This window comes from Rhizobium sp. NPDC092011 (assembly GCF_044756305.1).
Classification (GTDB): Bacteria; Pseudomonadota; Alphaproteobacteria; order Rhizobiales; family Rhizobiaceae; genus Rhizobium.
This window is the reverse complement of the sequence record NZ_JBIVSO010000014.1, coordinates 44,598-67,564: the sequence shown is the minus strand read 5'-3', so window position 1 is coordinate 67,564 and position 22,967 is coordinate 44,598. Positions and strand designations below refer to the sequence as shown.

The 22,967-nt window shown below is 59.3% G+C and carries 20 protein-coding genes and 3 tRNA genes; 1 reads left to right on the top strand and 22 read right to left on the bottom strand.

Going from position 1 to position 22,967, the window contains the following annotated elements; translation table 11 throughout:
* Positions 1 to 13: 13 nt before the first annotated feature.
* The 20 genes from ACIQJ2_RS31975 to ACIQJ2_RS31880 form a co-directional block, all read right to left on the bottom strand.
* Positions 14 to 1,687 carry a ribonuclease J gene (locus tag ACIQJ2_RS31975; protein WP_199144771.1) on the bottom strand — a complete coding sequence of 558 codons (1,674 nt, stop codon included), beginning with the start codon at positions 1,685 to 1,687 and terminating at the stop codon, positions 14 to 16.
* Positions 1,688 to 1,701: 14 nt separating this feature from the next.
* The gene (locus ACIQJ2_RS31970; protein WP_400675070.1) at positions 1,702 to 2,466 is read right to left on the bottom strand and encodes a biotin--[acetyl-CoA-carboxylase] ligase; all 765 of its coding nucleotides are present in this window, start codon (positions 2,464 to 2,466) and stop codon (positions 1,702 to 1,704) included.
* Positions 2,466 to 3,908 (bottom strand): NADH-quinone oxidoreductase subunit NuoN, encoded by a 1,443-nt coding sequence (nuoN, locus tag ACIQJ2_RS31965; protein ID WP_199144775.1) that lies wholly within the window; start codon positions 3,906 to 3,908, stop codon positions 2,466 to 2,468. Before nuoN ends, ACIQJ2_RS31970 begins: the two co-directional genes overlap by 1 nt.
* An 18-nt stretch (positions 3,909 to 3,926) precedes the next feature.
* Positions 3,927 to 5,438, bottom strand: coding sequence for an NADH-quinone oxidoreductase subunit M (locus tag ACIQJ2_RS31960; RefSeq protein ID WP_199144777.1), 1,512 nt, complete (start codon positions 5,436 to 5,438; stop codon positions 3,927 to 3,929).
* Positions 5,438 to 7,432, bottom strand: coding sequence for an NADH-quinone oxidoreductase subunit L (gene nuoL, locus ACIQJ2_RS31955; RefSeq protein WP_199144779.1), 1,995 nt, complete (start codon positions 7,430 to 7,432; stop codon positions 5,438 to 5,440). Before nuoL ends, ACIQJ2_RS31960 begins: the two co-directional genes overlap by 1 nt.
* A gap of 7 nt (positions 7,433 to 7,439) precedes the next feature.
* Complete coding sequence (nuoK, locus tag ACIQJ2_RS31950; RefSeq protein ID WP_007689961.1) at positions 7,440 to 7,748, bottom strand: NADH-quinone oxidoreductase subunit NuoK; 309 nt, start codon at positions 7,746 to 7,748, stop codon at positions 7,440 to 7,442.
* Positions 7,749 to 7,779: 31 nt separating this feature from the next.
* Positions 7,780 to 8,394, bottom strand: a complete 615-nt coding sequence (locus tag ACIQJ2_RS31945; protein ID WP_199144781.1) for an NADH-quinone oxidoreductase subunit J — start codon at positions 8,392 to 8,394, stop codon at positions 7,780 to 7,782.
* Between the two features lie 150 nt (positions 8,395 to 8,544).
* On the bottom strand, positions 8,545 to 9,036 hold the full coding sequence (gene nuoI, locus ACIQJ2_RS31940) for an NADH-quinone oxidoreductase subunit NuoI (protein ID WP_199094601.1): 492 nt from the start codon (positions 9,034 to 9,036) through the stop codon (positions 8,545 to 8,547).
* Positions 9,037 to 9,076: 40 nt separating this feature from the next.
* Positions 9,077 to 10,120 (bottom strand): NADH-quinone oxidoreductase subunit NuoH, encoded by a 1,044-nt coding sequence (gene nuoH, locus ACIQJ2_RS31935; protein ID WP_034507519.1) that lies wholly within the window; start codon positions 10,118 to 10,120, stop codon positions 9,077 to 9,079.
* Positions 10,121 to 10,132: 12 nt separating this feature from the next.
* Positions 10,133 to 12,214, bottom strand: a complete 2,082-nt coding sequence (gene nuoG, locus ACIQJ2_RS31930; RefSeq protein ID WP_400675058.1) for an NADH-quinone oxidoreductase subunit NuoG — start codon at positions 12,212 to 12,214, stop codon at positions 10,133 to 10,135.
* A 242-nt stretch (positions 12,215 to 12,456) separates the two neighbouring features.
* Positions 12,457 to 13,206: a 5' DNA nuclease gene (locus ACIQJ2_RS31925; RefSeq protein WP_400675176.1), complete on the bottom strand. Its 750-nt coding sequence runs from the start codon at positions 13,204 to 13,206 to the stop codon at positions 12,457 to 12,459.
* 8 nt (positions 13,207 to 13,214) lie between these two features.
* Entirely contained in the window at positions 13,215 to 14,519 is a 1,305-nt protein-coding gene (nuoF, locus tag ACIQJ2_RS31920) for an NADH-quinone oxidoreductase subunit NuoF (protein ID WP_184701792.1), read from the bottom strand.
* A gap of 10 nt (positions 14,520 to 14,529) precedes the next feature.
* A complete protein-coding gene (gene nuoE, locus ACIQJ2_RS31915; protein ID WP_199144785.1) occupies positions 14,530 to 15,525 on the bottom strand; it encodes an NADH-quinone oxidoreductase subunit NuoE in 996 nt (331 codons plus the stop codon).
* 15 nt (positions 15,526 to 15,540) lie between these two features.
* Complete coding sequence (locus ACIQJ2_RS31910) at positions 15,541 to 15,858, bottom strand: hypothetical protein (RefSeq protein WP_199144818.1); 318 nt, start codon at positions 15,856 to 15,858, stop codon at positions 15,541 to 15,543.
* Positions 15,858 to 17,048 (bottom strand): NADH-quinone oxidoreductase subunit D, encoded by a 1,191-nt coding sequence (locus ACIQJ2_RS31905; protein ID WP_400675053.1) that lies wholly within the window; start codon positions 17,046 to 17,048, stop codon positions 15,858 to 15,860. Before ACIQJ2_RS31905 ends, ACIQJ2_RS31910 begins: the two co-directional genes overlap by 1 nt.
* 67 nt (positions 17,049 to 17,115) lie before the next feature.
* Positions 17,116 to 17,718, bottom strand: coding sequence for an NADH-quinone oxidoreductase subunit C (locus ACIQJ2_RS31900; RefSeq protein WP_199144787.1), 603 nt, complete (start codon positions 17,716 to 17,718; stop codon positions 17,116 to 17,118).
* Positions 17,719 to 17,736: 18 nt separating this feature from the next.
* Positions 17,737 to 18,318, bottom strand: a complete 582-nt coding sequence (locus tag ACIQJ2_RS31895; protein WP_015339504.1) for an NADH-quinone oxidoreductase subunit B family protein — start codon at positions 18,316 to 18,318, stop codon at positions 17,737 to 17,739.
* Entirely contained in the window at positions 18,309 to 18,674 is a 366-nt protein-coding gene (locus tag ACIQJ2_RS31890; RefSeq protein WP_034489570.1) for an NADH-quinone oxidoreductase subunit A, read from the bottom strand. The genes ACIQJ2_RS31895 and ACIQJ2_RS31890 overlap by 10 nt, the downstream gene beginning before the upstream one ends.
* Positions 18,675 to 18,933: 259 nt before the next feature.
* Positions 18,934 to 19,010 (bottom strand) — tRNA-Asp (locus ACIQJ2_RS31885).
* Between the two features lie 51 nt (positions 19,011 to 19,061).
* Positions 19,062 to 19,138, bottom strand: a tRNA-Asp gene (locus ACIQJ2_RS31880).
* A gap of 390 nt (positions 19,139 to 19,528) precedes the next feature.
* Here ACIQJ2_RS31880 and ACIQJ2_RS31875 point away from each other — a divergent pair.
* A tRNA-Val gene (locus ACIQJ2_RS31875) sits at positions 19,529 to 19,604 on the top strand.
* A gap of 361 nt (positions 19,605 to 19,965) precedes the next feature.
* Here ACIQJ2_RS31875 and ACIQJ2_RS31870 read toward each other — a convergent pair.
* Both ACIQJ2_RS31870 and ACIQJ2_RS31865 read right to left on the bottom strand, forming a co-directional pair.
* A complete protein-coding gene (locus tag ACIQJ2_RS31870; RefSeq protein ID WP_400675050.1) occupies positions 19,966 to 21,264 on the bottom strand; it encodes a capsule biosynthesis protein in 1,299 nt (432 codons plus the stop codon).
* On the bottom strand, positions 21,264 to 22,841 hold the full coding sequence (locus ACIQJ2_RS31865; protein ID WP_246761731.1) for a sulfatase-like hydrolase/transferase: 1,578 nt from the start codon (positions 22,839 to 22,841) through the stop codon (positions 21,264 to 21,266). The genes ACIQJ2_RS31870 and ACIQJ2_RS31865 overlap by 1 nt, the downstream gene beginning before the upstream one ends.
* Between the last annotated feature and the right edge of the window lie 126 nt (positions 22,842 to 22,967).

Here is a 22,967-nt window from a genome sequence, read left to right as displayed (position 1 = left end):
CAAATGGCGAACGTCAGCCGCCGGTCCGCGTAACGAACACGGTCACGAGAGGCTTCTTTCCCCAGCCCTGATTGGCGGCGGCGCGCACGGCGCGGCGAGCCGCTTCCTGCAGCATGTCGAGATCCTTCCGACGAGCGCGAGGAATGCTCTCGATGGCGCTGACGACGGCGTCGAACAGCGTGTCTTCCATCTCGTCACCCTCGTCGTCATAGGCCGGCAGGCCGATCGGCACGACATCCGGATCGCCAACGATGTCATAGCGGGCATCGAGCACGACATTGACGGCGACGTGGCCGACGTAGGAAAGCTTCTTGCGCTCGCCGATCCCCATCTCGTCGAAATCGCCGATGAGAGTGCCATCCTTGAAAATGCGCCCATGCGGCGCTTCACCGATGACCTCAGCCGGCCCTGGTGCAAGGCGCAATATATCGCCATTGCGCACGCGCGGTACGCTGGAAATGCCGCTCTGTTCGGCAAGTTCCTTGTGGGCGGTCAGATGGGTCGCTTCGCCATGCACGGGAACGACGATCTTTGGCCGCGTCCACTCATACATCTTCTGCAGTTCGTTGCGGCGAGGATGCCCGGACACGTGCACAAGCGCCTCGGCATCCGTCACGATATGTATGCCCTGCTCGATCAGGCCGTTCTTGATATCCTGAATGGCCTTTTCGTTGCCTGGGATGGCGCGCGAGGAGAAGACGACGATATCGCCGGCGGCTAGCGCGACATTGCGCATTTCGTCGCGTGACAACTTCGCGAGCGCCGCACGCGGCTCGCCCTGGCTACCCGTGAGGATGACCACGACCTTGTCGCGCGGGATATAGCCGTACTCATCTTCGGCGATGAACGGCTTGATGCCTTCCATCAGGCCTACATCGCGAGCGACGTCGACGACGCGCTTCAGCGAACTGCCCAAGAGCAGCACTTCGCGACCGGCGGCTTCGGCGGCCTCAGCGACGGTCCTGATACGGCCGACATTCGACGAGAAGGTCGTGATGGCTACCCGCCCCTCGGCGTCCTCGATGATCTTGCGCAGGCTTTCGGAAACGTCCTTCTCCGAAGGCGAAACGCCATCACGAAGCGCATTGGTGGAATCGCACATCAGGGCCAGCACGCCCTCATCGCCGAGCTGACGGAAGCGGGTTTCGTCGGTCAACGGCCCGAGCGACGGCTCGTGATCGATCTTCCAGTCGCCGGTATGGATGACATTGCCGACCGGCGTGCGGATCATCAACGACATCGGTTCCGGGATCGAATGGTTGACGGCGACGCCTTCGATCTCGAAGGGACCGACATTGATGCGATCGCCGGCCTTGAACGGAGTGATCGGAATCTCACCCATGGTCTTTTCGTAGTCGCGTTTGGCTTCCAGCAAGCCGGCAGTAAAGCCTGACGCATAGACAGGGACGTTCAAACCCGGCCAAAGATCATTCAGTGCACCGTAATGATCCTCATGCGCGTGAGTGATGATGATGCCCTTGAGGCTCTTGCGCTCCTTGGCCAGGAAACGGATGTCAGGCAATACCAGATCGACGCCCGGCAGATCCGGCCCCGGAAATGTCACGCCGCAATCGACCATGATCCACTGGCGGTGCTCCGGCGGGCCATAGCCGTACAGAGCGAGATTCATACCGATTTCGCCGACGCCGCCGAGTGGCAGAAACACCAGTTCGTCTTGCTTCGCCATTTCGTTCCCAACCATTATCTAAGAAAAACATCGCCCGCCGCGATCGGCATAGTCCTGCCGTCCCCGGTTTCGAGCATCAACAAGCCATTATCATCGATTCCGACGAAATGGCCCAAAATCGACCGGTCAGGCAAATTCACGGTGATCTTCTCACCGATGCCGCAGGCCGATTCCCGCCAGCGGGCAGTGATTTCGCGCACGCCTTCGCCCTTGTTCCAGACCAGAAGCACGTCGGCCATCGCCCCATAGAGATGCGCAAACAGTTCTTCTGCCGAAACCATGGAACCTTGCTGGCGCAGGCTGGTCACCGGATACATAGGATTGTCCGGCATGGTCGTGACATTAATACCGATGCCGATGACCAGCGCATAGCGCCCATCGGGCAGCGCCTCGCCTTCGATCAGGATGCCGCAGGTCTTCTTGCGGCCGATCAATATGTCATTGGGCCATTTGATCTCGGCCGGCTCTGCTGCAAGCGGCAGCACGCTGCGCACGGCATGATGAACCGCAACTGCTACCGCCAGCGGCAGAGAGCCAAGACGATCCATCGGCGCGGGGTCGATCAGGAGAAGCGATGCGTAGAGATTGCCGGGCTCTGAGACCCATGGACGGCCGCGACGGCCACGTCCGCCGGTCTGGCGCTCGGCGGTCACCCAGAGGTTTCCGGCATCGCCAGAGCGTGCCCTTTCCAGGCACACGCTATTTGTAGAGGAAGTCTCTGAAAGGGCATCATGCCGGAAGTCGTCGAGCGACTTCCGGCTTTTCATATCAGACGCCATCAAAATAGCGTCGCGGCTGCCAGGTCGGCAGCACCACCGATTGCGCCGCCAAAGAAGACATAGGTGATGACGAACAGACCTGAGAGGCCGAAGACCAGGCGCAGCGAGCCAGCCGTGCGTGTGAATTCGTCCTTGGCTTCGTCAAACCACATCACCTTGATGACGCGCAGATAGTAGTAAGCACCGACGACCGAGGAGAGAACGCCGATGACGGCGAGCGCATAAAGATGCGCCTGGATGGCGGCGACGAAGACGAAGTACTTCCCGAAGAAGCCCGCCAGCGGCGGAATGCCGGCCAGCGAAAACATCAGCGCCGTCAGCACGACCGCCATGAAGGGATTGGTCGCGGAGAGACCGGCGAGGTCCTCGATCGTTTCAACCTGACGGCCGTCCTTGCGGCGCATCGCCATGATGATGGCGAAGACGCCGAGGGTCATGACCATGTAGATGACCATGTAGAGCATGACGCCGGAGACGCCCGTCTTGGTGCCGGCTGCAAGGCCGACCAGCGCGTAGCCCATATGGCCGATCGACGAATAGGCCATCAGTCGCTTGAAGTTGCGCTGACCGATCGCGGCGAAGGCGCCGAGCACCATCGAGGCGATCGAGATGAACACGATGATCTGCTGCCAGTCGGCCAGCACCGGGTGGAAGGCGGTGACGACGATACGGGTCAGGATCGCCATGGCGGCAACCTTCGGCGCACCCGCGAAGAAGGCGGTGACCGGGGTTGGAGCGCCCTCGTAAACGTCCGGCGTCCACATGTGGAACGGCACGGCAGAGATCTTGAAGGCAAGGCCTGCGAGAACGAAGACCAGACCGAAAACGAGGCCGAGCGAGCGGGTCTCGGCACTCAGCGCGGTTGCGATCGCGTCGAAGGTGGTGTGGCCGGTAAAGCCGTAGACCAGCGACATGCCGTAGAGCAGCATGCCGGAAGACAGCGCACCAAGGACGAAGTACTTCAGACCGGCCTCGGTCGACTTCAAGCTATCGCGGTTGATGGCGGCCACGACGTAGAGCGCCAGTGACTGCAATTCCAGCGACAGGTAGAGCGAAATGAGGTCATGCGCCGAGATCATCAGCAGGATGCCGAGGGTCGCCAGCAGCAGGAGCACAGGGAACTCGAAGCGATCGAGCTGTTGCTCGCGCGCCTGCCCCATGCTCATGAACATCGCAACGATCGAACCGACCAGCGCGACGATCTTCATGAAGCGAGAGAAGCCGTCGGCGAGATAGGCACCGCCATAGGCAAGGCCCTCGCCCGGAACGAAGATGATCCAGAGACCGGCCACTGCGAGAACCGCAATGGCAAGACCGGTGACCGTGGGTCCCGACCGCTCGCCCGAGAAGACGCCGATCATGAGCAACGCAAGTGCACCGACCGCGAGGATGAGCTCCGGAATGGAAAGATGCAGGCTTGCAAGAATTGTGTCAGCAGTCATGTCGAATAGGTCCCGTCATCAATTCATCGACAGCGCAACATTCTGCGCAGCGTGCAGGGCAGCGGTATAGTTATTTACCAGCAGATCCACCGAGGCGGCCGTGGCATCGAAGATCGGAGCCGGATAGACGCCGAAGAGGATCGTCAGGGCGATCAGCGGATAGAGGATCAGCTGTTCACGCGGCGACAGATCGAGAAGCTTCTTCAGGTTTTCCTTCTCCAGCGCGCCGAAAATGACGCGGCGGTAGAGCCAGAGCGCATAGGCGGCCGACAGAATGACGCCGGTGGCGGCAAAGAGCGCAACCCAGGTGTTGGCGCGGAAGACGCCAATCAGCGTCAGGAATTCGCCGATGAAGCCGGACGTGCCGGGAAGACCGACATTGGCCATCGTAAAGACCATCATCGCAACGGCGTATTTCGGCATGTTGTTGACCAGGCCGCCATAGGCCGCGATTTCGCGGGTATGGGTCCGGTCGTAGATCACGCCCACGCAGAGGAAGAGTGCGCCCGAGACGATGCCGTGCGACAGCATCTGGAAGATCGCGCCCTGAACGCCCTGCTGATTGGCCGCGAAGATACCCATCGTCACGTAGCCCATGTGAGCAACGGACGAGTAGGCGATCAGCTTCTTGATATCTTCCTGCATCAGCGCCACCAGCGAGGTGTAGATGATGGCGATCACGGACAACGCGAAGACGAGCGGCGCGAAATATTCCGACGCATTCGGGAACATGCCGAGCGAGAAACGGATGAGACCGTAACCGCCAAGCTTCAGAAGGACACCAGCCAGGATGACCGAGCCTGCCGTCGGCGCCTGAACGTGCGCGTCGGGAAGCCAGGTGTGAACCGGCCACATCGGCATCTTCACCGCGAAGGAGGCAAAGAAGGCGAGCCATAGCCAGGTCTGCATCTGCGGTGGGAACTTGTAGGCCAGAAGGGTCGTGATATCGGTCGAACCGGCCTGCCAATACATCGCCATGATGGCGAGCAGCATCAACACCGAGCCGAGCAGCGTGTAGAGGAAGAACTTGTAGCTGGCGTAGACGCGATCCTTGCCGCCCCAGACACCGATGATCAGGAACATCGGGATGAGGCCGGCTTCGAAGAAGACGTAGAAGAGCACGATATCCAGCGACACGAATACGCCGATCATCATCGTCTCGAGGACGAGGAAGGCGATCATGTAGTCCTTCAGCCGCTTTTCAACCGAGAGCCAGCTTGCCAGCACGCAGAAGGGCATCAGGAAGGTCGACAGGATGACGAACAGCATCGAGATGCCGTCGACGCCCATGTGATAGCTGATGCCGCTGGTCAGCCATTCATGTTTTTCGACCATCTGGAAGCCCGGATTCGCATTATCGAACCAGATCCAGACGAACAGCGACACGATGAAGGTGAAGACTGTCGTTGCCAGTGAAATGTTCAGGATGTTGCGCCGACCGTTGGGGCCATCGTCCCGCGTGAACAGCAGGAGAAGGACGCCCACCAGCGGCAGGAACGTGACCGTTGAAAGAATAGGCCAATCGGTCATCAGAGGGAACTCCCGAGCATCATCCAGGTAACGAGGGCTGCAATACCGAGCAGCATCGCGAAGGCATAGTGATAGAGGTAGCCGGTCTGCAAACGCACGACGCGGTTGGTGACATCGACGACGCGGGCGGCAATGCCGTTCGGGCCGATGGTGTCGATGACCCCGACGTCACCCTTCTTCCACAGGAAGCGGCCAAGAGCCTTGGCGGAGCGGACGAAGAGGAAGTCGTAGAGCTCGTCGAAGTACCACTTGTTCAGCAGGAATTCGTAGAGCGGACGCTGCTGCTGAGCAAGCCTGCGCGGCGTTTCCGGCGACTTGATGTAGAAATACCAAGCGGTGACGAAACCGACGATCATCGCGATGAACGGGCTGAGCTCGACCCAGTGCGGAGCATGTTCCATCTCCTCGAGGATCTTGTTGTCCGGCAGCGTGAACAGCGCGTGCTTCCAGAACTCTTCATAATCGTGACCGACGAAGTAGTCGTGGAAGTACCAGCCTGCGAACACGGCGCCGATTGCCAGCAGATAAAGCGGGATCAGCATGACGTTCGGCGATTCATGCACATGGTGCATGACTTCGTGAGAGGCGCGCGGCTTGCCGAAGAAGGTCATGAAGATCAGACGCCAGGAGTAGAAGCTGGTGAATAGCGCAGCAATGACCAGCAGCGTGAAGGCGAAGCCCGAGGCCGGGTTATGCGACGTATAGGAAGCCGCGATGATCGCATCCTTCGAGAAGAAACCGGCGAAACCGATCGGCGAGAACGGGATGCCGACGCCGGTGATGGCCAGCGTACCGATGATCATCATCCAGTAGGTCTTCTTGATGTGCGTACGCAGTCCACCCATATGGCGCATGTCCTGCTCGCCATCGACGGCGTGAATCACCGAGCCGGCGCAAAGGAAGAGCAGAGCCTTGAAGAAGGCGTGCGTGAACAGATGGAAGATAGCAGCGCCATAGGCGCCGACGCCGAGGGCCACGAACATGTAGCCGAGCTGCGAACAGGTCGAGTAAGCGATGACGCGCTTGATGTCGTTCTGCACGAGGCCGACGGTCGCCGCGAAGAAGGCGGTGATCGCGCCGATGATGGTGACGAAAGTCAGCGCATCCTGCGACAGTTCGAAAATCGGCGACATGCGGGCGACGAGAAATACGCCTGCGGTGACCATGGTTGCGGCATGGATGAGCGCCGAAACCGGGGTCGGGCCTTCCATGGCGTCCGGAAGCCAGGTGTGCAGCAGGAACTGTGCCGACTTACCCATCGCGCCCATGAAGAGCAGCAGGCAGACCGCTGTCAGCGCGTGACCACGATCAAGATGCATGCCGAGGAAGCTGAGGACGATATCGCCCGGCTGACCGCCCTGCCCTGCGGCAAAGCTCTGGGCGTTGCCGAAGATGACGTCGAAATTGATCGAGCCGAAGAGGACGAAGACACCGGCGATGCCGAGGACGAAGCCGAAGTCGCCGACGCGGTTGACGATGAAGGCCTTCATCGCAGCGGCCGACGCGGACGGCTTCTTGAACCAGAAGCCGATCAGCAGATAGGAGGCCAGACCGACGCCTTCCCAGCCGAAGAACATCTGGGCGAGGTTGTCGGAGGTCACCAGCATCAGCATGGCGAAGGTAAAGAGCGAGAGGTAGGCGAAGAAGCGCGGACGATGCGGATCGTGGTGCATGTATCCGACCGAGTAGACGTGAACGAGGGTCGAAACCGAGTTCACGACGATCAGCATCACGGAGGTCAGCGTGTCGACGCGCAGCGACCAGGAGACGTCGATGCCGCCGGACTGGATCCAGCGCAAGACTTCAACCTTGATCGGGCCGTCCGTATGGCCGAGCGCCACCGTGAAGAAAACGACCCACGACAGCACCGCGGCGATAATCATCAGGCCCGTGGTGACATATTCGGAAGCTTTGGCACCGATCGCCCGACCGAAAAGGCCGGCGATGATCGCGCCGATCAGGGGAAGAAAGACGATAGCCTTATATAAGAACATAGCTGTATCAGCCCTTCATCACGTTGACGTCTTCGACCGCGATGGAACCGCGGTTACGGTAGAAGACGACGAGAATTGCAAGACCGATCGCGGCTTCTGCCGCGGCGACGGTCAAAATGAACAGAGCGAAGACCTGGCCGACAATGTCGTTGAGGAACGACGAGAAGGCGACCATGTTGATGTTGACCGCGAGCAATATGAGTTCGACGGACATCAGGATGATGATGACGTTCTTTCGGTTGAGAAAAATACCGAAGACGCCGAGCACGAAGAGGATGGCGCTAACCGTCAGGTAGTGGGAAAGTCCGATGACCATGTTCTTGTTCCTTTGATCCTCGTGCCTCGCCTCAGACGCCCTGCCCCGGCTTGACCTTGACCACCTCGACGGCGGTCGCGGGCGTGCGGGCGACCTGTTGGGAAATATTCTGGCGCTTGATGTGCGTGCGATGTTTCAGCGTCAGCACAATTGCACCGATCATCGCGACCAGCAGAACGAGGCCGGCGATCTCGAAGAAGTAGACGTAGTTGGTATAGAGCACGTCGCCGAGGGCGGCGGTATTGGTGCGGGTCGTCACCGCCGGGATCGGCATGGCGACCGTCTTGGCGATCTCGGGAGAGATCACGCTGCCGCCGATGACAACGATGAGTTCGGCGGCGAGGATGACACCGATCAATGCGCCGATCGGTGCATATTCCAGAATGCCGGCCCTGAGCTCCGAGAAGTCGATATCGAGCATCATGACGACGAAAAGGAAGAGAACCGCCACGGCGCCGACATAAACGACCAGCAGGATCATCGCCAGGAATTCAGCCCCCATCAGCAGGAAGAGGCCGGCCGCGTTAAAGAAAACCAGGATGAGGAACAGGACCGAATGGACCGGATTCCTCGCCGAGATGACCATGAACGCCGACGCCACAGCGACAAAGGCGAAGATGTAGAAAAAAAGAGCCTGCAGACCCATGTTGGTGCCTTTTTCGTCTTCCCCCGGGCAGCGAGGTGTTTCCCCTGCCCGATGGAGCTCGGTCGGACCTATGTCCGACAAAGCCCCGGTCTAGATTCAACCGCGACGGCGACAATCGTGCCGCCCGTCACGGCATATTCAAAACTCCGCTCAGCGGTACGGCGAATCCAGCGCGATGTTGTGCGCGATTTCACGTTCCCAGCGGTCGCCATTGTCCAAAAGCCGCGCCTTGTCGAAGTAGAGTTCTTCGCGGGTTTCGGTGGCGAATTCGAAGTTCGGCCCTTCGACGATCGCGTCGACCGGGCAAGCCTCCTGGCAGAAGCCGCAATAAATGCACTTCACCATGTCGATATCGTAACGCACCGTACGGCGGGTGCCGTCATTGCGGCGCGGGCCGGCTTCGATGGTGATGGCCTGGGCAGGACAGATGGCTTCGCAGAGCTTGCAGGCGATGCAACGCTCTTCGCCGTTGGGATAACGGCGCAGCGCATGTTCGCCGCGGAAGCGCGGGCTGACCGGCCCCTTCTCGAAGGGGTAATTGATCGTTGCCTTCTGCTTGAAGAAGTAACGCATCGACAAAAAGAACGCGCCGACAAATTCCTTGAGGAACAGCGAGCTGACGGCGTTGGAAACTCCGGCCATCTTCAACCTCCAAATCTGCTTGAAGCGAGGATCGACATGATCATGCCCATCCCGTCAGCTTCAGCACGAATGCAACAATAACGACCATGGCGAGCGACAGCGGCAGGAAAACCTTCCAGCCAAGGCGCATGAGCTGGTCATAGCGGTAGCGCGGCACGAAAGCCTTGACCATCGCGAACATGAAGAACACCAGGCACGACTTCAGCAGGAACCAGATGATGCCGGGAACCCAGTTCAGGATCCAGATATCGACCGGAGGCAGCCAGCCGCCGAGGAAGAGGATTGTGGTGAGCGAGCACATCAGAACGACGGCCGCATATTCGCCGAGCATGAACATCATGTACGGCGAAGAACCGTATTCGACCATGAAGCCGGCAACCAGTTCCGATTCCGCTTCCGGAAGATCGAAAGGCGGGCGGTTGGTTTCAGCCAGTGCCGAAATGAAGAACACGATGAACATCGGGAACAGCGACAGCCAGTGCCAGTCGAGGAACGAAGCCGGCAGGCCGAGTTTGGTGCCGAGACCCGTCTGCTGCGAGAGCACGATGTCAGTCAGGTTCAGTGAACCGACGCAAAGCAGCACGGTGACGATGACGAGGCCGATCGAGACTTCGTAGGACACCATTTGCGCCGCCGAGCGGAGTGCGCCGAGGAACGGATACTTCGAGTTCGAAGCCCATCCGCCCATGATGATGCCGTACACTTCTAGCGACGAAATCGCCAGAATGTAGAGAATGCCGACGTTAATATCGGCGACAACCCAGTTCTGCGCCACTGGCACGACGGCCCAGGTGGACAGTGCGAGCACCACGGAAACCAGCGGCGCGAGCAGGAACACGGTCTTGTTGGCGCCGGCCGGGATGATCGGCTCCTTGAACATGAACTTCAGCAAGTCGGCGAAGGACTGAAACAGGCCGAAGGGACCGACGACGTTCGGGCCACGGCGCAGCTGAACCGCCGCCCAGATCTTGCGGTCCGCAAGCAGAATGTAGGCGATGAAAATCAGCAGGCAGACCAGGAGCAGCAAAGACTGGCCGATCATGATCAGCGCCGGCCAGAGATAGGTCGAAACGAATGAATCCATAGTCCTCTGCCCTTACTCTGCCGCAGCCTGGAAATTGTTGCGGGCCAATGCCGAGCACTCAGCCATGACAGCCGAGGCGCGCGCTATCGGGTTCGTCAAATAGAAGTCTTTGATCGGCGAAGCAAATGCCGATTTGCCCATCGCACCGGCTTTTTTCGCAAGTGCGGCAATTTGGGCGCTATCGGCTTCGGCAATCTCGTCGATACCGGCGAAATGCGGGAAGGCTGCATAGAGCTTTGCGCGCAATTCTCTCAGCGAATCAAAGGGAAGCTTCTTTCCGAGCACGTCGGAAAGTGCACGAATGACAGCCCAGTCCTCACGGGCATCGCCCGGTGCGAAACCGGCGCGGTTGCTCATCTGGACGCGGCCTTCGGTGTTGACCCAGGTGCCCGACTTTTCGGTGTAGGCAGCAGCCGGGAGAATGACGTCGGCGCTCTGGGCGCCGTTGTCGCCATGCGAGCCGATATAAACAGTGAATTTCGCGCCCTTGCGGCTGAAGTCGAGCTCATCGGCGCCCAGCAGGAAGAGGACATCCATGGACGACAGCATGGCAGCCGCATCGGCGCCCTTTTCACCCGGAACGAAGCCGAGATCGAGGCCGCCCACGCGGGACGCTGCCGTATGCAGTACAGCAAAACCGTTCCAGCCATCCTTGACGACGCCAACGGCAGCGGCAAGCTTGGCCGCATTTGCAAGCACCTGCGCACCATCTTCGCGGATCAGCGCGCCCTGGCCGATGATGATCATCGGGTTCTGGGCGTTCTTCAGAACCTCGGCAAACTTGTGCGAGCCGCCGACGAGATCAGCGAGAGTGTCCGGACCAGCACCGAGATAATCATAGCTGTAGCGCAGGTCGGCATGTTCGCCGATCACGCCGATCGGGAACTTGCCGCGGCGCCAGCGCTTGCGGATGCGCGAATTCAGTACGGCTGCTTCGAAGCGCGGATTGGCGCCGACGATCAGCAGCGCGTCGGCAGCTTCGATGCCCTGAATGCTCGGGTTGAAGATGTAGCTTGCGCGGCCGAGCGACGGATCAAGCGCCGTCCCGTCCTGGCGACAGTCGAGGTTCTCGGAACCAAGCGACTTCAGAAGCTCGGACAAAGCATACATTTCTTCGACCGAAGCCAGATCGCCGGCGATGGCGCCGATCTTGTCGCCGCTGGTGGCAGCAACGGCCGACTTGACTGCGGCGAAAGCATCGCCCCAGGTAGCGGGCTGCAGGCGGCCGTCCTTGCGAACGTAGGGCTTATCGAGGCGCTGGGTCTTCAGACCATCCCAGATGAAGCGGGTCTTGTCCGAAATCCACTCTTCGTTGATCTGCTCGTTGACCCTAGGCAGCACGCGCATGACTTCGCGGCCACGAGTATCGACGCGGATCGCCGAGCCGAGCGCATCCATGACGTCGATCGATTCGGTCTTGTTCAGCTCCCACGGACGAGCCGTGAAGGCAAAGGGCTTCGAGGTCAGCGCTCCCACAGGGCAAAGGTCAACGACGTTGCCCTGCAGCTCGGAGGTCATCGCCCGCTCGAGGTAGGTGGTGATCTCGGCGTCTTCGCCGCGGCCAATCAGGCCGAGTTCGGAAATGCCGGCAACCTCAGTCGTGAAGCGGACGCAGCGCGTGCAGTGAATGCAACGGTTCATCACGGTCTTGACGAGCGGGCCGATGTACTTGTCTTCGACAGCGCGCTTGTCTTCCTGATAGCGCGACGAGTCGATGCCGAAAGCCATAGCCTGGTCCTGCAGGTCGCATTCGCCGCCCTGGTCGCAGATCGGGCAATCCAGCGGGTGGTTGATCAGCAGGAATTCCATCACGCCTTCGCGGGCCTTCTTGACCATCGGCGTGTTGGTGAAGACTTCCGGAAGCTCGCCGTTCGGGCCGCCGCGAATGTCGCGCACGCCCATGGCGCAAGATGCCTGCGGCTTCGGCGGGCCACCCTTTACCTCGACGAGGCACATGCGGCAATTGCCGGCCACCGACAGTCTTTCATGGAAGCAGAAGCGCGGGACTTCGGCGCCGGCTTCCTCGCACGCCTGGATAAGCGTGTAGTGATCCGGAACTTCGATCTCTTTACCGTCAATCTTCAGTTTAGCCATCGTCCACTCAGTCCTATGTCACGTCTCCAGCCGAACCTGGCCGCAGACAATTTCATGATCGCAAACCGGATTGCCACCGGCGCGGCATGACCGCCGCGTGGCACCGGTTCGCTCCCAATAAGCTCTGCCGTATCTTGTCCCCGCAAGATCAGCGTCGCGATGAAAACACACGGGGCTTGCCCCGTGCCATCTCCATCGCCTTCATTCACTCTCCTCGGCAGCTCGATACAGCCGAGAAAAACTCAACTCCGGCCCTTGGCCAGCTGCGCCTTCGCCTGACCAACCCAGTCGTCGCGCCGGATGCGGCCATCGAAACCAAACTCGGCGTCGATCCGCTCGATATCGGCGTCGCTCCAGGCGGCGATATCAACGAAACGCTTGATGTCGCGCCCGTTCAGCACCTGCTCGAGTTTCGGACCGATGCCCGAAATCTGCTTCAGATCGTCTGCCTGCGCCGCAGAATTGCGACCGCGCGCAGGAACCGGCTTCGCGGCCACCTTTGTCGGCGCTTCGACCTTAGCCGCGCTTTTCGCAGGAGCCTTACTCTTTGCGGAAGGCACGACAGCCGCAGCAGCGGGTTTCGGAGCCACCTTCCTTGCAGCAGGAAGCTTCGGCTTTACAGCCACCGGCTTCGACACCGCAGGTTTGGCAACGGGCGAGGCCTTAACCGGCTTCGCATCCCCTGCCCCGTTTTTCTTCACCGACGTCTTTTCGTCGGCGACGACATCATTCTTTCCGTCCGGCTCGGCTACATGCTTGTTCGCAGTCTCGGCCGCAGCCTGAAGCGCGCCGAAAAAGGCGCCGGCGATCTGAGATGCAACGCCGAAACCGACAGCCGCCGCAGCGGCAAACGCCGCCGCCGGATGCGCCATCAGCGGATGAATTGTCATGGCAGGCGAATTCCGCAGCATATCGGCAGCGATACGGCCGAGCTCGGCCGATGCATCATCGGCCGCTCCGCTGTCCTGCTTGATATCCGTGGTCTTCGCCATCATGATCCTTACTCGGCCGCTTCCAGAACCGCGCCGCGGCTCGTCGCGTTTGCGGTGTACTGGTCGATGCGCTTTTCGATCTCGGGACGGAAGTTGCGGATCAGGCCCTGTACCGGCCATGCAGCGGCATCGCCGAGCGCACAGATGGTATGACCTTCGATCTGCTTCGTCACCTGGAACAGCATGTCGATTTCGCGCTTCTGCGCGTTGCCGCGTGCCATACGCTCAAGAACGCGCCACATCCAGCCCGTGCCTTCGCGGCAAGGCGTGCACTGGCCGCAGCTTTCATGCTTGAAGAAGGCCGAGATGCGGGCAATCGCCTTGATGATATCGGTCGACTTGTCCATGACGATCGCGGCAGCCGTGCCGAAGGACGACTTGACTTCACGCAGGCCGTCGAAATCCATCGGGCAGTCGATGATATCGGCAGCCGGAACGACGGGGCAAGATGCGCCGCCGGGAATGACGGCAAGCAGGTTGTCCCAGCCACCGCGAATACCGCCGCCATGCTTTTCGACCAGCTCACGGAAGGTGATGCCCATGGTTTCCTCGACCGTGCAAGGACGATTGACGTGACCGGAGAGCATGAACAGCTTGGTGCCGACATTGTTCGGGCGTCCGAAGGACGAGAACCAGCCAGCGCCACGACGCAGGATCGTCGGGGCAACGGCGATGGACTCGACGTTGTTGACGGTGGTCGGGCAGCCATAGAGACCCATATTGGCCGGGAAAGGCGGCTTCAGGCGCGGCTGGCCCTTCTTGCCTTCCAGGCTTTCGAGGAGCGCAGTTTCCTCGCCGCAGATGTAAGCGCCGGCGCCATGATGAACGTAAACGTCAAAATCCCAGCCAAGCTTGTTGTTTTTGCCCAGCAATCCGGCATCGTAGCACTCGTCGATCGCGGCCTGCAGAGCCTCACGCTCACGCATGTATTCGCCGCGAACGTAGATATAGGCAGCATTTGCGCCCATGGCGAAACCAGCGATGACGCAGCCTTCGATCAGCGTATGCGGATCGTGGCGCATGATGTCGCGGTCCTTACAGGTGCCGGGCTCGGACTCGTCGGCATTGACGACGAGATAATGCGGGCGACCGTCGCTTTCCTTCGGCATGAAGGACCATTTGAGACCGGTCGGGAAGCCTGCACCGCCGCGACCGCGAAGGCCGGAGGCCTTCATCTCGTTGATGATCCAGTCACGACCCTTTTCGAGGATTTGCTTCGTGCCGTCCCAGTGGCCGCGCGACATGGCGCCCTTCAGGGACTTGTCCTTGAGGCCGTAGATATTGGTAAAGATGCGATCCTGATCTTGTAACATGCTTCACCTCTTACCGCGGCTTCTTGCCGAAGACCTTGATATATTCCGCTTCGCCACCCTTAGCGAGTGCCTCAGCCTGCCTGACCCAATCGTCGCGCTCGATCCGGCCCTTGAAATTCAGATAACCGTCGACCCAATGGCGCTCGGCCTCGTGCCAACCGGCAACCTGCGCGAAGGTGAAGATGCCGAGTTCATGCAAGATGGACTCGATCTTCGGACCAACGCCGGAAATCAGCTGCAGGTCGTCGGGCTGCGCAGGTCTTTCGATGCCGGCAGGGCGATCCTTGTCGTCAAGCGACGGCTTCTTGGCGGCATCGACTTTTTCCGGCGAAGCGCCGGCAATGGGTTGCTCAGCCGCAGCCTTTGCCTTGGAGGCAACGCTCTTTGCCTGGGCTTCATCCGACAGAAGCGACGTCAAGCCGCCTTCCGGAGCGGAGAAAACGCGATCGATCTGAGGACCGGTCGGAACTTCACTGCCCTTGCCTGCGGCGAAAGCATCGATGATCTCTTCGAGACGTGCCGGCGTCAGATCCTCATAGGTATCCTTGCCGATCACCACCATCGGTGCGTTGACGCAGGCGCCCTGACACTCGACTTCTTCCCAGGAAAGCGTGCCGTCGGCATTGCGCTCGAAGGCGTGATCGTGGATCCGGCTCTTGCAAACCTTGATCAGCCCTTCAGCGCCGCGCAGCATGCAGGGCGTGGTGCCGCAAACCTGTACGTGAGCGCGTGTGCCGACCGGGTGAAGCTGGAACTGTGTATAGAAAGTCGCAACTTCGAGCGCACGGATATAAGCCATGTCAAGCATGTCGGCGATCTTCTCGATCGCCGGTCGCGTGACCCAGCCTTCCTGCTCCTGTGCCCGCATCATCAGCGGGATGATCGCGGACTGCTGACGGCCCTCGGGGTATTTCTTGATCGTCTTTTCAGCCCAGACCGCATTCTCCGCATTGAAGGCGAAGGCGGCAGGCTGGAATTGATCTTCGGCTAGTCGACGAACGGACATCTTTCACGCCTTATCTCAGTTTAAGGACCCACACCGCGTATTCGTCAGAGACGAAAATTCGCAGGCATAGGCCGACTGGTCTTTCTGCATAAACACAACAAACTTGCCGCCGTTCGGCACAGCGGCCTTGATCTGATACCCGCGGGAAAGAAGATCCGCGACGGTCGAATCCCCGCCCTGCGTCGTCTCTTTTCCGCCTTTCGCAGGGTTCGTGCTCGTTGCATTCGAACCCTGCAGGTTGATGCTCGGCAGGCTCGGCGTCTTGCTGGGCTGCTGTGCGGAGACCCCGCTCGCGACCAGAAGCGCCGGAATGATCACCTGCCAGGCTCGCATCAACGATCCACCTCACCGAACACGATATCGAGCGAACCAAGCACCGCCGCAACGTCAGCGAGCTGATGGCCGCGGCACATGAAATCCATGGCCTGCAGATGCGCATAGCCCGGCGCGCGGATCTTGCAGCGGTAAGGCTTGTTCGAGCCGTCGGACACCAGATAGACGCCAAACTCGCCCTTCGGCGCTTCGACGGCTGCGTAAACTTCGCCGGCCGGCACGTGATAGCCTTCAGTGTAAAGCTTGAAGTGGTGGATCAGCGCTTCCATCGAGCGCTTCATCTCACCGCGCTTCGGCGGAACGACCTTGCCATCGAGTGACGAGACCGGTCCCGTCTTGGCATCGCCGAGCAGGCGATTGACGCACTGCTTCATGATGCGAACGGATTCGCGCATCTCGATCATACGGATGAGGTAGCGGTCGTAGCAGTCGCCGTTCTTGCCGATCGGAATGTCGAATTCGAGATCGGAATAGCATTCATAGGGCTGCGCCTTGCGCAGGTCCCAGGCAGCACCGGAGCCGCGAACCATGACGCCGGAGAAACCCCAGGCCCAACAGTCTTCCAGCGAAACCACGCCGATATCGACGTTGCGCTGCTTGAAGATGCGGTTGCCGGTCAGAAGATCGTCGATATCGTCGAGCGCCTTCAGGAAAGGATCGCACCAATCGCCGATGTCCTGCACAAGCTTCTCGGGAAGATCCTGATGAACGCCGCCCGGACGAACATAGGCAGCGTGCATGCGCGAGCCGGAGGCGCGCTCGTAGAACACCATCAGCTTTTCGCGCTCTTCGAAGCCCCAGAGCGGCGGCGTCAGCGCGCCGACGTCCATGGCCTGCGTCGTGACGTTCAGAAGATGCGACAGGATACGGCCGATTTCCGAATAGAGTACGCGGATCAGCTGGCCGCGGATCGGGATGCCGATGCCGAGCAGCTTTTCGACCGCCAGCGCATAAGCATGTTCCTGGTTCATCGGCGCGACATAGTCGAGGCGATCGAAGTAAGGAACGGCCTGAAGATAGGTCTTCGTCTCGATCAGCTTTTCCGTGCCGCGATGCAGCAGGCCGATATGCGGATCGACGCGTTCCACAATTTCGCCGTCCAATTCAAGGACAAGACGCAATACGCCGTGCGCAGCCGGATGCTGCGGGCCGAAATTGATGTTGAAGTTGCGAACGTTATGTTCTGTCATGGCGGCGATGCTCGCGTTGTCAGATATTCAGAGAATGGCAGGCTGAAACCCGCCACACGCCTTCAAATTATACCTTGGCCTTTTCGTCACCGGGCAGCACGTAGTCCGTGCCTTCCCAGGGAGACAGAAAGTCGAAATTGCGGAATTCCTGCTTCAGCTCCACCGGCTCATAGACGACGCGCTTGGCGGCATCGTCATAGCGGACTTCGACGAAACCTGTCGTCGGAAAATCCTTGCGCAGCGGATGGCCTTCGAAACCGTAGTCCGTCAGGATGCGACGAAGATCGGGATGACCGGTGAAGAGAACACCGTACATATCCCAGGTCTCGCGCTCGAACCAGTCGGCGCCGGGATAGATACCACAGGCGGAAGGAACAGGCTGATCCTCGCCGACCGGAACCTTGATGCGAATGCGAAGATTCTTCTTGGGCGACAGCAGATGATAGACCACGTCGAAACGCTCGGCGCGCTGCGGCCAGTCGACGCCGCAGATATCCGTCATGTTGACGAAGCCGCATTTGGCGTCGTCACGCAGGAAGGTCAGCAGTGCGATAACGTTTTCGGTCGTCGTCGTCACATTCAGTTCGCCGTACTTGATCTCGCTCGACGAGATCAGGGCGCTGCGAACGTCCGTGAGGTAGGCGGCGAGCTCGTTCAGGGCTTCACTCATAATACCTTGTCCCCTGCCTTACCGTTCGATCGTGCCGGTGCGCCGGATCTTCTTCTGCAGCAGAAGCACGCCATAAAGCAGCGCTTCCGCCGTGGGAGGACAGCCCGGGATATAAATGTCGATGGGCACGACGCGATCGCATCCGCGCACGACAGAATAGGAATAGTGATAGTACCCGCCGCCGTTGGCGCAAGAGCCCATCGAAATGACGTAACGCGGCTCCGGCATCTGGTCGTAGACCTTGCGGAGCGCAGGCGCCATTTTGTTGGTCAGCGTGCCGGCAACGATCATGACGTCCGACTGGCGCGGCGACGCGCGCGGCGCAAAACCGAAACGTTCGACGTCGTACCGCGGCATGGAAACCTGCATCATCTCGACGGCGCAGCAGGCGAGACCAAAGGTCATCCACATCAGCGAGCCCGTACGGGCCCAGTTGATCAGCTCATCGGTGGAGGTGACCAGAAAACCCTTGTCGGCGAGTTCATTGTTGATCTCGCCGAAGAACGGGTCGTTGCTGCCAACCGGCCTGCCGGTTGCGGGATCGATGATCCCCTTCGGCTGCGGCGCAACGAGCGTTGTGTTGCTTGGGGCTACTCCCATTCCAGGGCTCCCTTCTTCCATTCATAGATAAAGCCGATGGTCAGCACCGCGAGGAACACCATCATCGACCAGAATCCGAACCAGCCGATCGCACCGAAGGATACGGCCCACGGGAAAAGGAAGGCGACTTCCAGGTCGAAGATGATGAAGAGAATCGATACCAGGTAGAAGCGGATATCGAACTTCATGCGGGCGTCATCGAATGCGTTGAAGCCGCATTCATAGGCCGAGAGCTTTTCGGAATCAGGCGCCTTGAAGGCGACGGCAAACGGCGTGATCAACAACGCCAGGCCAATCACCAAGGCAATACCAATGAAAATCGCTATCGGAATATAGGAACTGAGCAGTCCAGTCATCATGTCCATCCCTGCCTGCGATCAGCGCCGGGGCGGCGCATCTGAGCAAATGCCCAAGCAAGCGAAAGAGTGTTGCAACAAAGCCGTGGTTAGCGCAGCCGGAGCGCGGGCGCAAGCCTTTTGAATCTGTCGTTTGGAGTACTGTCGAGCGGTAGATATCAATATGTTGCGACGGCATCGCGACAAATCGGCGCAAAGGCCAAACGGCTCTTTCGCAATCGCAATAAATTGGTGTTTAATTGTAAAGGCTTGGAAAGAATGGCGCGAGTGACGGGGCTCGAACCCGCGACCTCCGGCGTGACAGGCCGGCACTCTAACCGACTGAGCTACACCCGCGCATTGTTTGGCATTTCAGCCGAGTGCAAGAACCGGAATTCTCCTTGAAAATGGCGCGAGTGACGGGGCTCGAACCCGCGACCTCCGGCGTGACAGGCCGGCACTCTAACCGACTGAGCTACACCCGCACTTCATTTCAAGTATTCCGGCTGCTTTCGCACCCATCAAAGCGGCCCTCGCCGTTCGATGAGCGGCTAACTACGGGGTTCGTGTTTGGGTGTCAAGCAGGTTTGAATACAAATCGATGACAGAATGCGAATTGTTTTGGACAACCCTGCCTGCAGTTTTCTGTCCTCCCGATTTGACATGGCAGGTTCCCACCGGACGCATTGCATAAGAGCCGGCGCGTCCCGTGGCTGCCCTGCCGGTTTGAGGACGGCATATGTGGACGACCACCGTCGAGGATGTGCAAAATTCAAAAAAATCAAAAAATCTTCACAAACACTCTTGCGGTTTGTCGTCGTTCCGCATAGATCACGGCCACCGAATGCGGCGGGGCAATGACCCGCTTCGCTGAAGGGCGATTAGCTCAGTTGGTAGAGCGCCTCGTTTACACCGAGGATGTCGGGAGTTCGAGTCTCTCATCGCCCACCATTTTCCCAAACTAAATCAAAGAGTGATCAGGCCACGCGAGACGAGGTCGTGTCCGAGGCGAATTACGCCCATGGATCGCTGTGATTACAGCTCAGTAATTGCCTACGATGACGATTCCGAGGAGTCCGACGGAAACCACGACAAGAGCCGCGATGATCATCAGCAACTCTTTCAACATGAATTTTTCCATTTTGCTGCCGTCCATGAGGTCTCCTCCCTCGCAAACAACTAGATGCTTTCCGGCTTCAAGCCGAATCACGACCTTATATTACTACAAATTCAGATAATGATTTGCCGCAATATTGACCATACCGGCGCAAATCAACTTGAAATGATCAAGAAACAACGATTCGGGTATTTGTCAGGCAACGTGAATCTTTACAGGCCTTTCCCTCGGCGGCGGATCGACATACGCACCGGGCGAATTGACCGTCCCCGACAGCAACCTATCGGCGATCTGCGTTGCAGCCGCGCGCGCGCCGTCGCTGGAACAGAAATTGCCCCGAACATGTACGGCAGCCGCAAGTAATCTGACGAACGCATCGCGAAGCTCTGCCGACGGCGGCGCTGGGTGGCGCCAGAATCGGTCGAGAGGAGCATGGTCGCTCAGCCCCTCGATATCGTAAACAGCCGTTCCCAGTGCTTTCACGGGCTTGCCGACATTCAGCGCGGAAAGCGCTGCAGTGGAATTGACCGTCACCATCCCTTGGCTGGCGACAATCAGCCGGTCAAGATTGCCGCCGTCCAGGAAATGGACACGAGGCGACAATCCCAATCCGTCGCTGATGCGCCCGATGTAAGCCTTCCAATCCACAAGCCCGTTATCGAGAGGATGCAGCTTGACGACAAGTTCCGTGCCGGCGGCCGCATTTTCTGCAAAGGAGCGGAGAATCAGCCTGATGGCGTCCTGCTGGCAATGGAACGGCGAGTGCGAACGCAGCTGGAAATCGGTCTGAAGCTGGAGCGGATAAACGAAGAATCGCGTGCCGCCCGTAGTCAGCTTCTCGATCAGGCCTTCAGCCTCGCGAGCACGCCTGCCGCTGGCCGGCAGTTTGCGCGACCATCCGGCATACTCCATCAGGGGATGGTAGAGCCCGTGGCGCCGATAGCCGGGATAGAGAAACCATAGAAAGGCGACGGGAAGATAGTATGCGAGATCATAGAGCGCTTCCGCGCGAAAGGTCTGGCTGAAACGGCGCTTCCAATCCGGCTCAGGCAGACTGGACGCGGCCTTGATTATATAAGCCGGATCCGTCGGGAAGTGGGAGTTGGAAGACAATCCGTCCCGCTCGAGCGTCACCCAATCCGGTCGCAAATAACCCATCTCGACGACGTTGACGCGGACACCTCGACGTTTCGCCTCTTCGATGGCAACGCGATGATAGGGCCGCTCCTCGCCATGCAGAATCATATCTGTGACGCCGTCGGCTTCGATTCGTCGCCCGATGTAGCTACGCCAACCGGCAAAATTGCCGCGATAATTGATTGCATCGCCCGCGCGCCAAGAAATCCAGTCACCGGCGTTCAGATTGATGCGGATGCACCGAGTTCCTGCCGCCTTCAACTCCTTCGCCGTCTCGACGAAGAGCGGTGACGATGGCCCCTGCAGGAAAAGGAATACCTTTGGGGAATCACCGGCCTCCCCCCGCCCTTCAGCCATTATTCCGGAACCTCGGTACTTAGGCCCGCATAGCGCAGCATCGCGCCGATGAAATTCCAGGGCGCTTCTTCCTGTGGCGGCTTGGGCTTTTGCGAATGCGCCCGGGCCCGCCCCAGCGGAACGATGACATAATCCGTCCGCGGATCCGGAAAAGGATCAGCAAATGCCTTCAGCAGGGGCGCGTGATCGCCGTAGAACAGCAACCAGACCGGGCGATCCAATCTGTCTAGGTGATGTGCGAGATTGCCCAGCGCGTGATCGGCACGCATCAGCAGTTCGCTGTAGATATCCACCGGATTGTCCAGATCGCCGCAACGACCCGGTTCCCAGGGACCGTGATTCGCCATGGATGCAACGAAGATGAAATTCTTGTCCGTACCGTCCTCGTCAATGGCGCGAATCACGCTTTTCGTCAGCGAGAGATCGCTGACATAGGGACCATCGCGCTCCGGATTGTGATCGAACTCGTCGAGCATCATCATCCGGTCGAAGCCAAGTTGCGGCAGAGCCTTGTGACGCAGGAAGAATGTCTTGTCATAGGGATGGATGAACTGGGTCTTCCAGCCAGCTTTCTTCAACCGCGCCGGCCAGACCACATCCTTGTAGTGGCTGGCGCGCAGATAGGGATAGCTTGCGTCGATATGGACATTCTCCGGCAACAGCCCGCTTAGCACCGCAAATTCGGTCCGCAGTGTATAGCCGCCTTCGAAGACATTGGTCATCCGGCCCCATTGGGCTGCCTGCTCCCGCAGCCGATCGAGGTTGGGAAGCTTGAGGCTCTCGACGCCGAAGTGCCGGAGGTCGATAAAGGATTCGGATTGCCATACGACGATCAGCGGCTCGTCGTCGCCATGCTCCCAAAGCTCATGCAAAGCAGAGATGAAACGCCCCGAGAGATCAGAGACGATCGCTTCGCGTTTCACGCCGACCCAGATGACGAAATGGAAAACCACCGAGGAGAACGCTCCGAATCGGACGGTGTCCATTTTGACATCGACCCGGCCGAGATATTTCTGCGTGAAATGGCAGACCGGCTCGCTGACAACCCTGCTGAACAGAGCAAGCCATGGCGAAATGGCCACGGCGATCATCAGAAGAACCCAGAAAATGCGATTGTGAAGCGGCAGGATCGACGGCTCCCAATACATATAGAGGCCGCTCAGGCCGAATACGTAGGCGAAGGCGATGATCCAGAAGAAGATATTCAGCGAGGTCGCGTAAAATATCTCCTTGTACTTGAAGACGTCGACAACGAGCGCGATGTCGGAAAAGACCAGGGGCTCACGGATAAACTCGAATTTTGCTCGCGAAATTCCGGTGAAGATAACGAAAAAACTGATGACTGCCTGGCAGCTATAAATCGGGCGCCAGGAGATCGCAAAGAAGGCCGCATAGATCAATGCAATCACGGGAAGCTTGACGCCCCAGTCGCAAAGACGGCGCCGCCAGGTTCTCTCCGTACGATTCTGCGCGTTGATCGCCGCCGGCATTGCGAAAATGTCGGTCATGAACACGACGACACAGGAAATCGCGAAGCAGGAAAGCGTCAAAAGAAATGGAAAATCATGAAGTTTCAAGACTGCGCCATCCAATGCCTACGGACCGTGACAGCGTTTCTGAGCCTGCTGGAGACAGGTCACCGATTCACTGACTTGCCTTTACCTGCCAATTTTCTTGCCGGAAGCCCGGCATCGCCCACCGTA

Bases quoted from the DNA above. Each gene is read 5' to 3' on its own strand.
- ACIQJ2_RS31975 (WP_199144771.1), bottom strand. From the start codon at position 1,687: ATGGCGAAGCAAGACGAACTGGTGTTTCTGCCACTCGGCGGCGTCGGC.
- ACIQJ2_RS31970 (WP_400675070.1), bottom strand. From the start codon at position 2,466: ATGGCGTCTGATATGAAAAGCCGGAAGTCGCTCGACGACTTCCGGCAT.
- nuoN (WP_199144775.1), bottom strand. From the start codon at position 3,908: ATGACTGCTGACACAATTCTTGCAAGCCTGCATCTTTCCATTCCGGAG.
- ACIQJ2_RS31960 (WP_199144777.1), bottom strand. From the start codon at position 5,438: ATGACCGATTGGCCTATTCTTTCAACGGTCACGTTCCTGCCGCTGGTG.
- nuoL (WP_199144779.1), bottom strand. From the start codon at position 7,432: ATGTTCTTATATAAGGCTATCGTCTTTCTTCCCCTGATCGGCGCGATC.
- nuoK (WP_007689961.1), bottom strand. From the start codon at position 7,748: ATGGTCATCGGACTTTCCCACTACCTGACGGTTAGCGCCATCCTCTTC.
- ACIQJ2_RS31945 (WP_199144781.1), bottom strand. From the start codon at position 8,394: ATGGGTCTGCAGGCTCTTTTTTTCTACATCTTCGCCTTTGTCGCTGTG.
- nuoI (WP_199094601.1), bottom strand. From the start codon at position 9,036: ATGGCCGGAGTTTCCAACGCCGTCAGCTCGCTGTTCCTCAAGGAATTT.
- nuoH (WP_034507519.1), bottom strand. From the start codon at position 10,120: ATGGATTCATTCGTTTCGACCTATCTCTGGCCGGCGCTGATCATGATC.
- nuoG (WP_400675058.1), bottom strand. From the start codon at position 12,214: ATGGCTAAACTGAAGATTGACGGTAAAGAGATCGAAGTTCCGGATCAC.
- ACIQJ2_RS31925 (WP_400675176.1), bottom strand. From the start codon at position 13,206: ATGGCGAAGACCACGGATATCAAGCAGGACAGCGGAGCGGCCGATGAT.
- nuoF (WP_184701792.1), bottom strand. From the start codon at position 14,519: ATGTTACAAGATCAGGATCGCATCTTTACCAATATCTACGGCCTCAAG.
- nuoE (WP_199144785.1), bottom strand. From the start codon at position 15,525: ATGTCCGTTCGTCGACTAGCCGAAGATCAATTCCAGCCTGCCGCCTTC.
- ACIQJ2_RS31910 (WP_199144818.1), bottom strand. From the start codon at position 15,858: ATGCGAGCCTGGCAGGTGATCATTCCGGCGCTTCTGGTCGCGAGCGGG.
- ACIQJ2_RS31905 (WP_400675053.1), bottom strand. From the start codon at position 17,048: ATGACAGAACATAACGTTCGCAACTTCAACATCAATTTCGGCCCGCAG.
- ACIQJ2_RS31900 (WP_199144787.1), bottom strand. From the start codon at position 17,718: ATGAGTGAAGCCCTGAACGAGCTCGCCGCCTACCTCACGGACGTTCGC.
- ACIQJ2_RS31895 (WP_015339504.1), bottom strand. From the start codon at position 18,318: ATGGGAGTAGCCCCAAGCAACACAACGCTCGTTGCGCCGCAGCCGAAG.
- ACIQJ2_RS31890 (WP_034489570.1), bottom strand. From the start codon at position 18,674: ATGACTGGACTGCTCAGTTCCTATATTCCGATAGCGATTTTCATTGGT.
- ACIQJ2_RS31870 (WP_400675050.1), bottom strand. From the start codon at position 21,264: ATGGCTGAAGGGCGGGGGGAGGCCGGTGATTCCCCAAAGGTATTCCTT.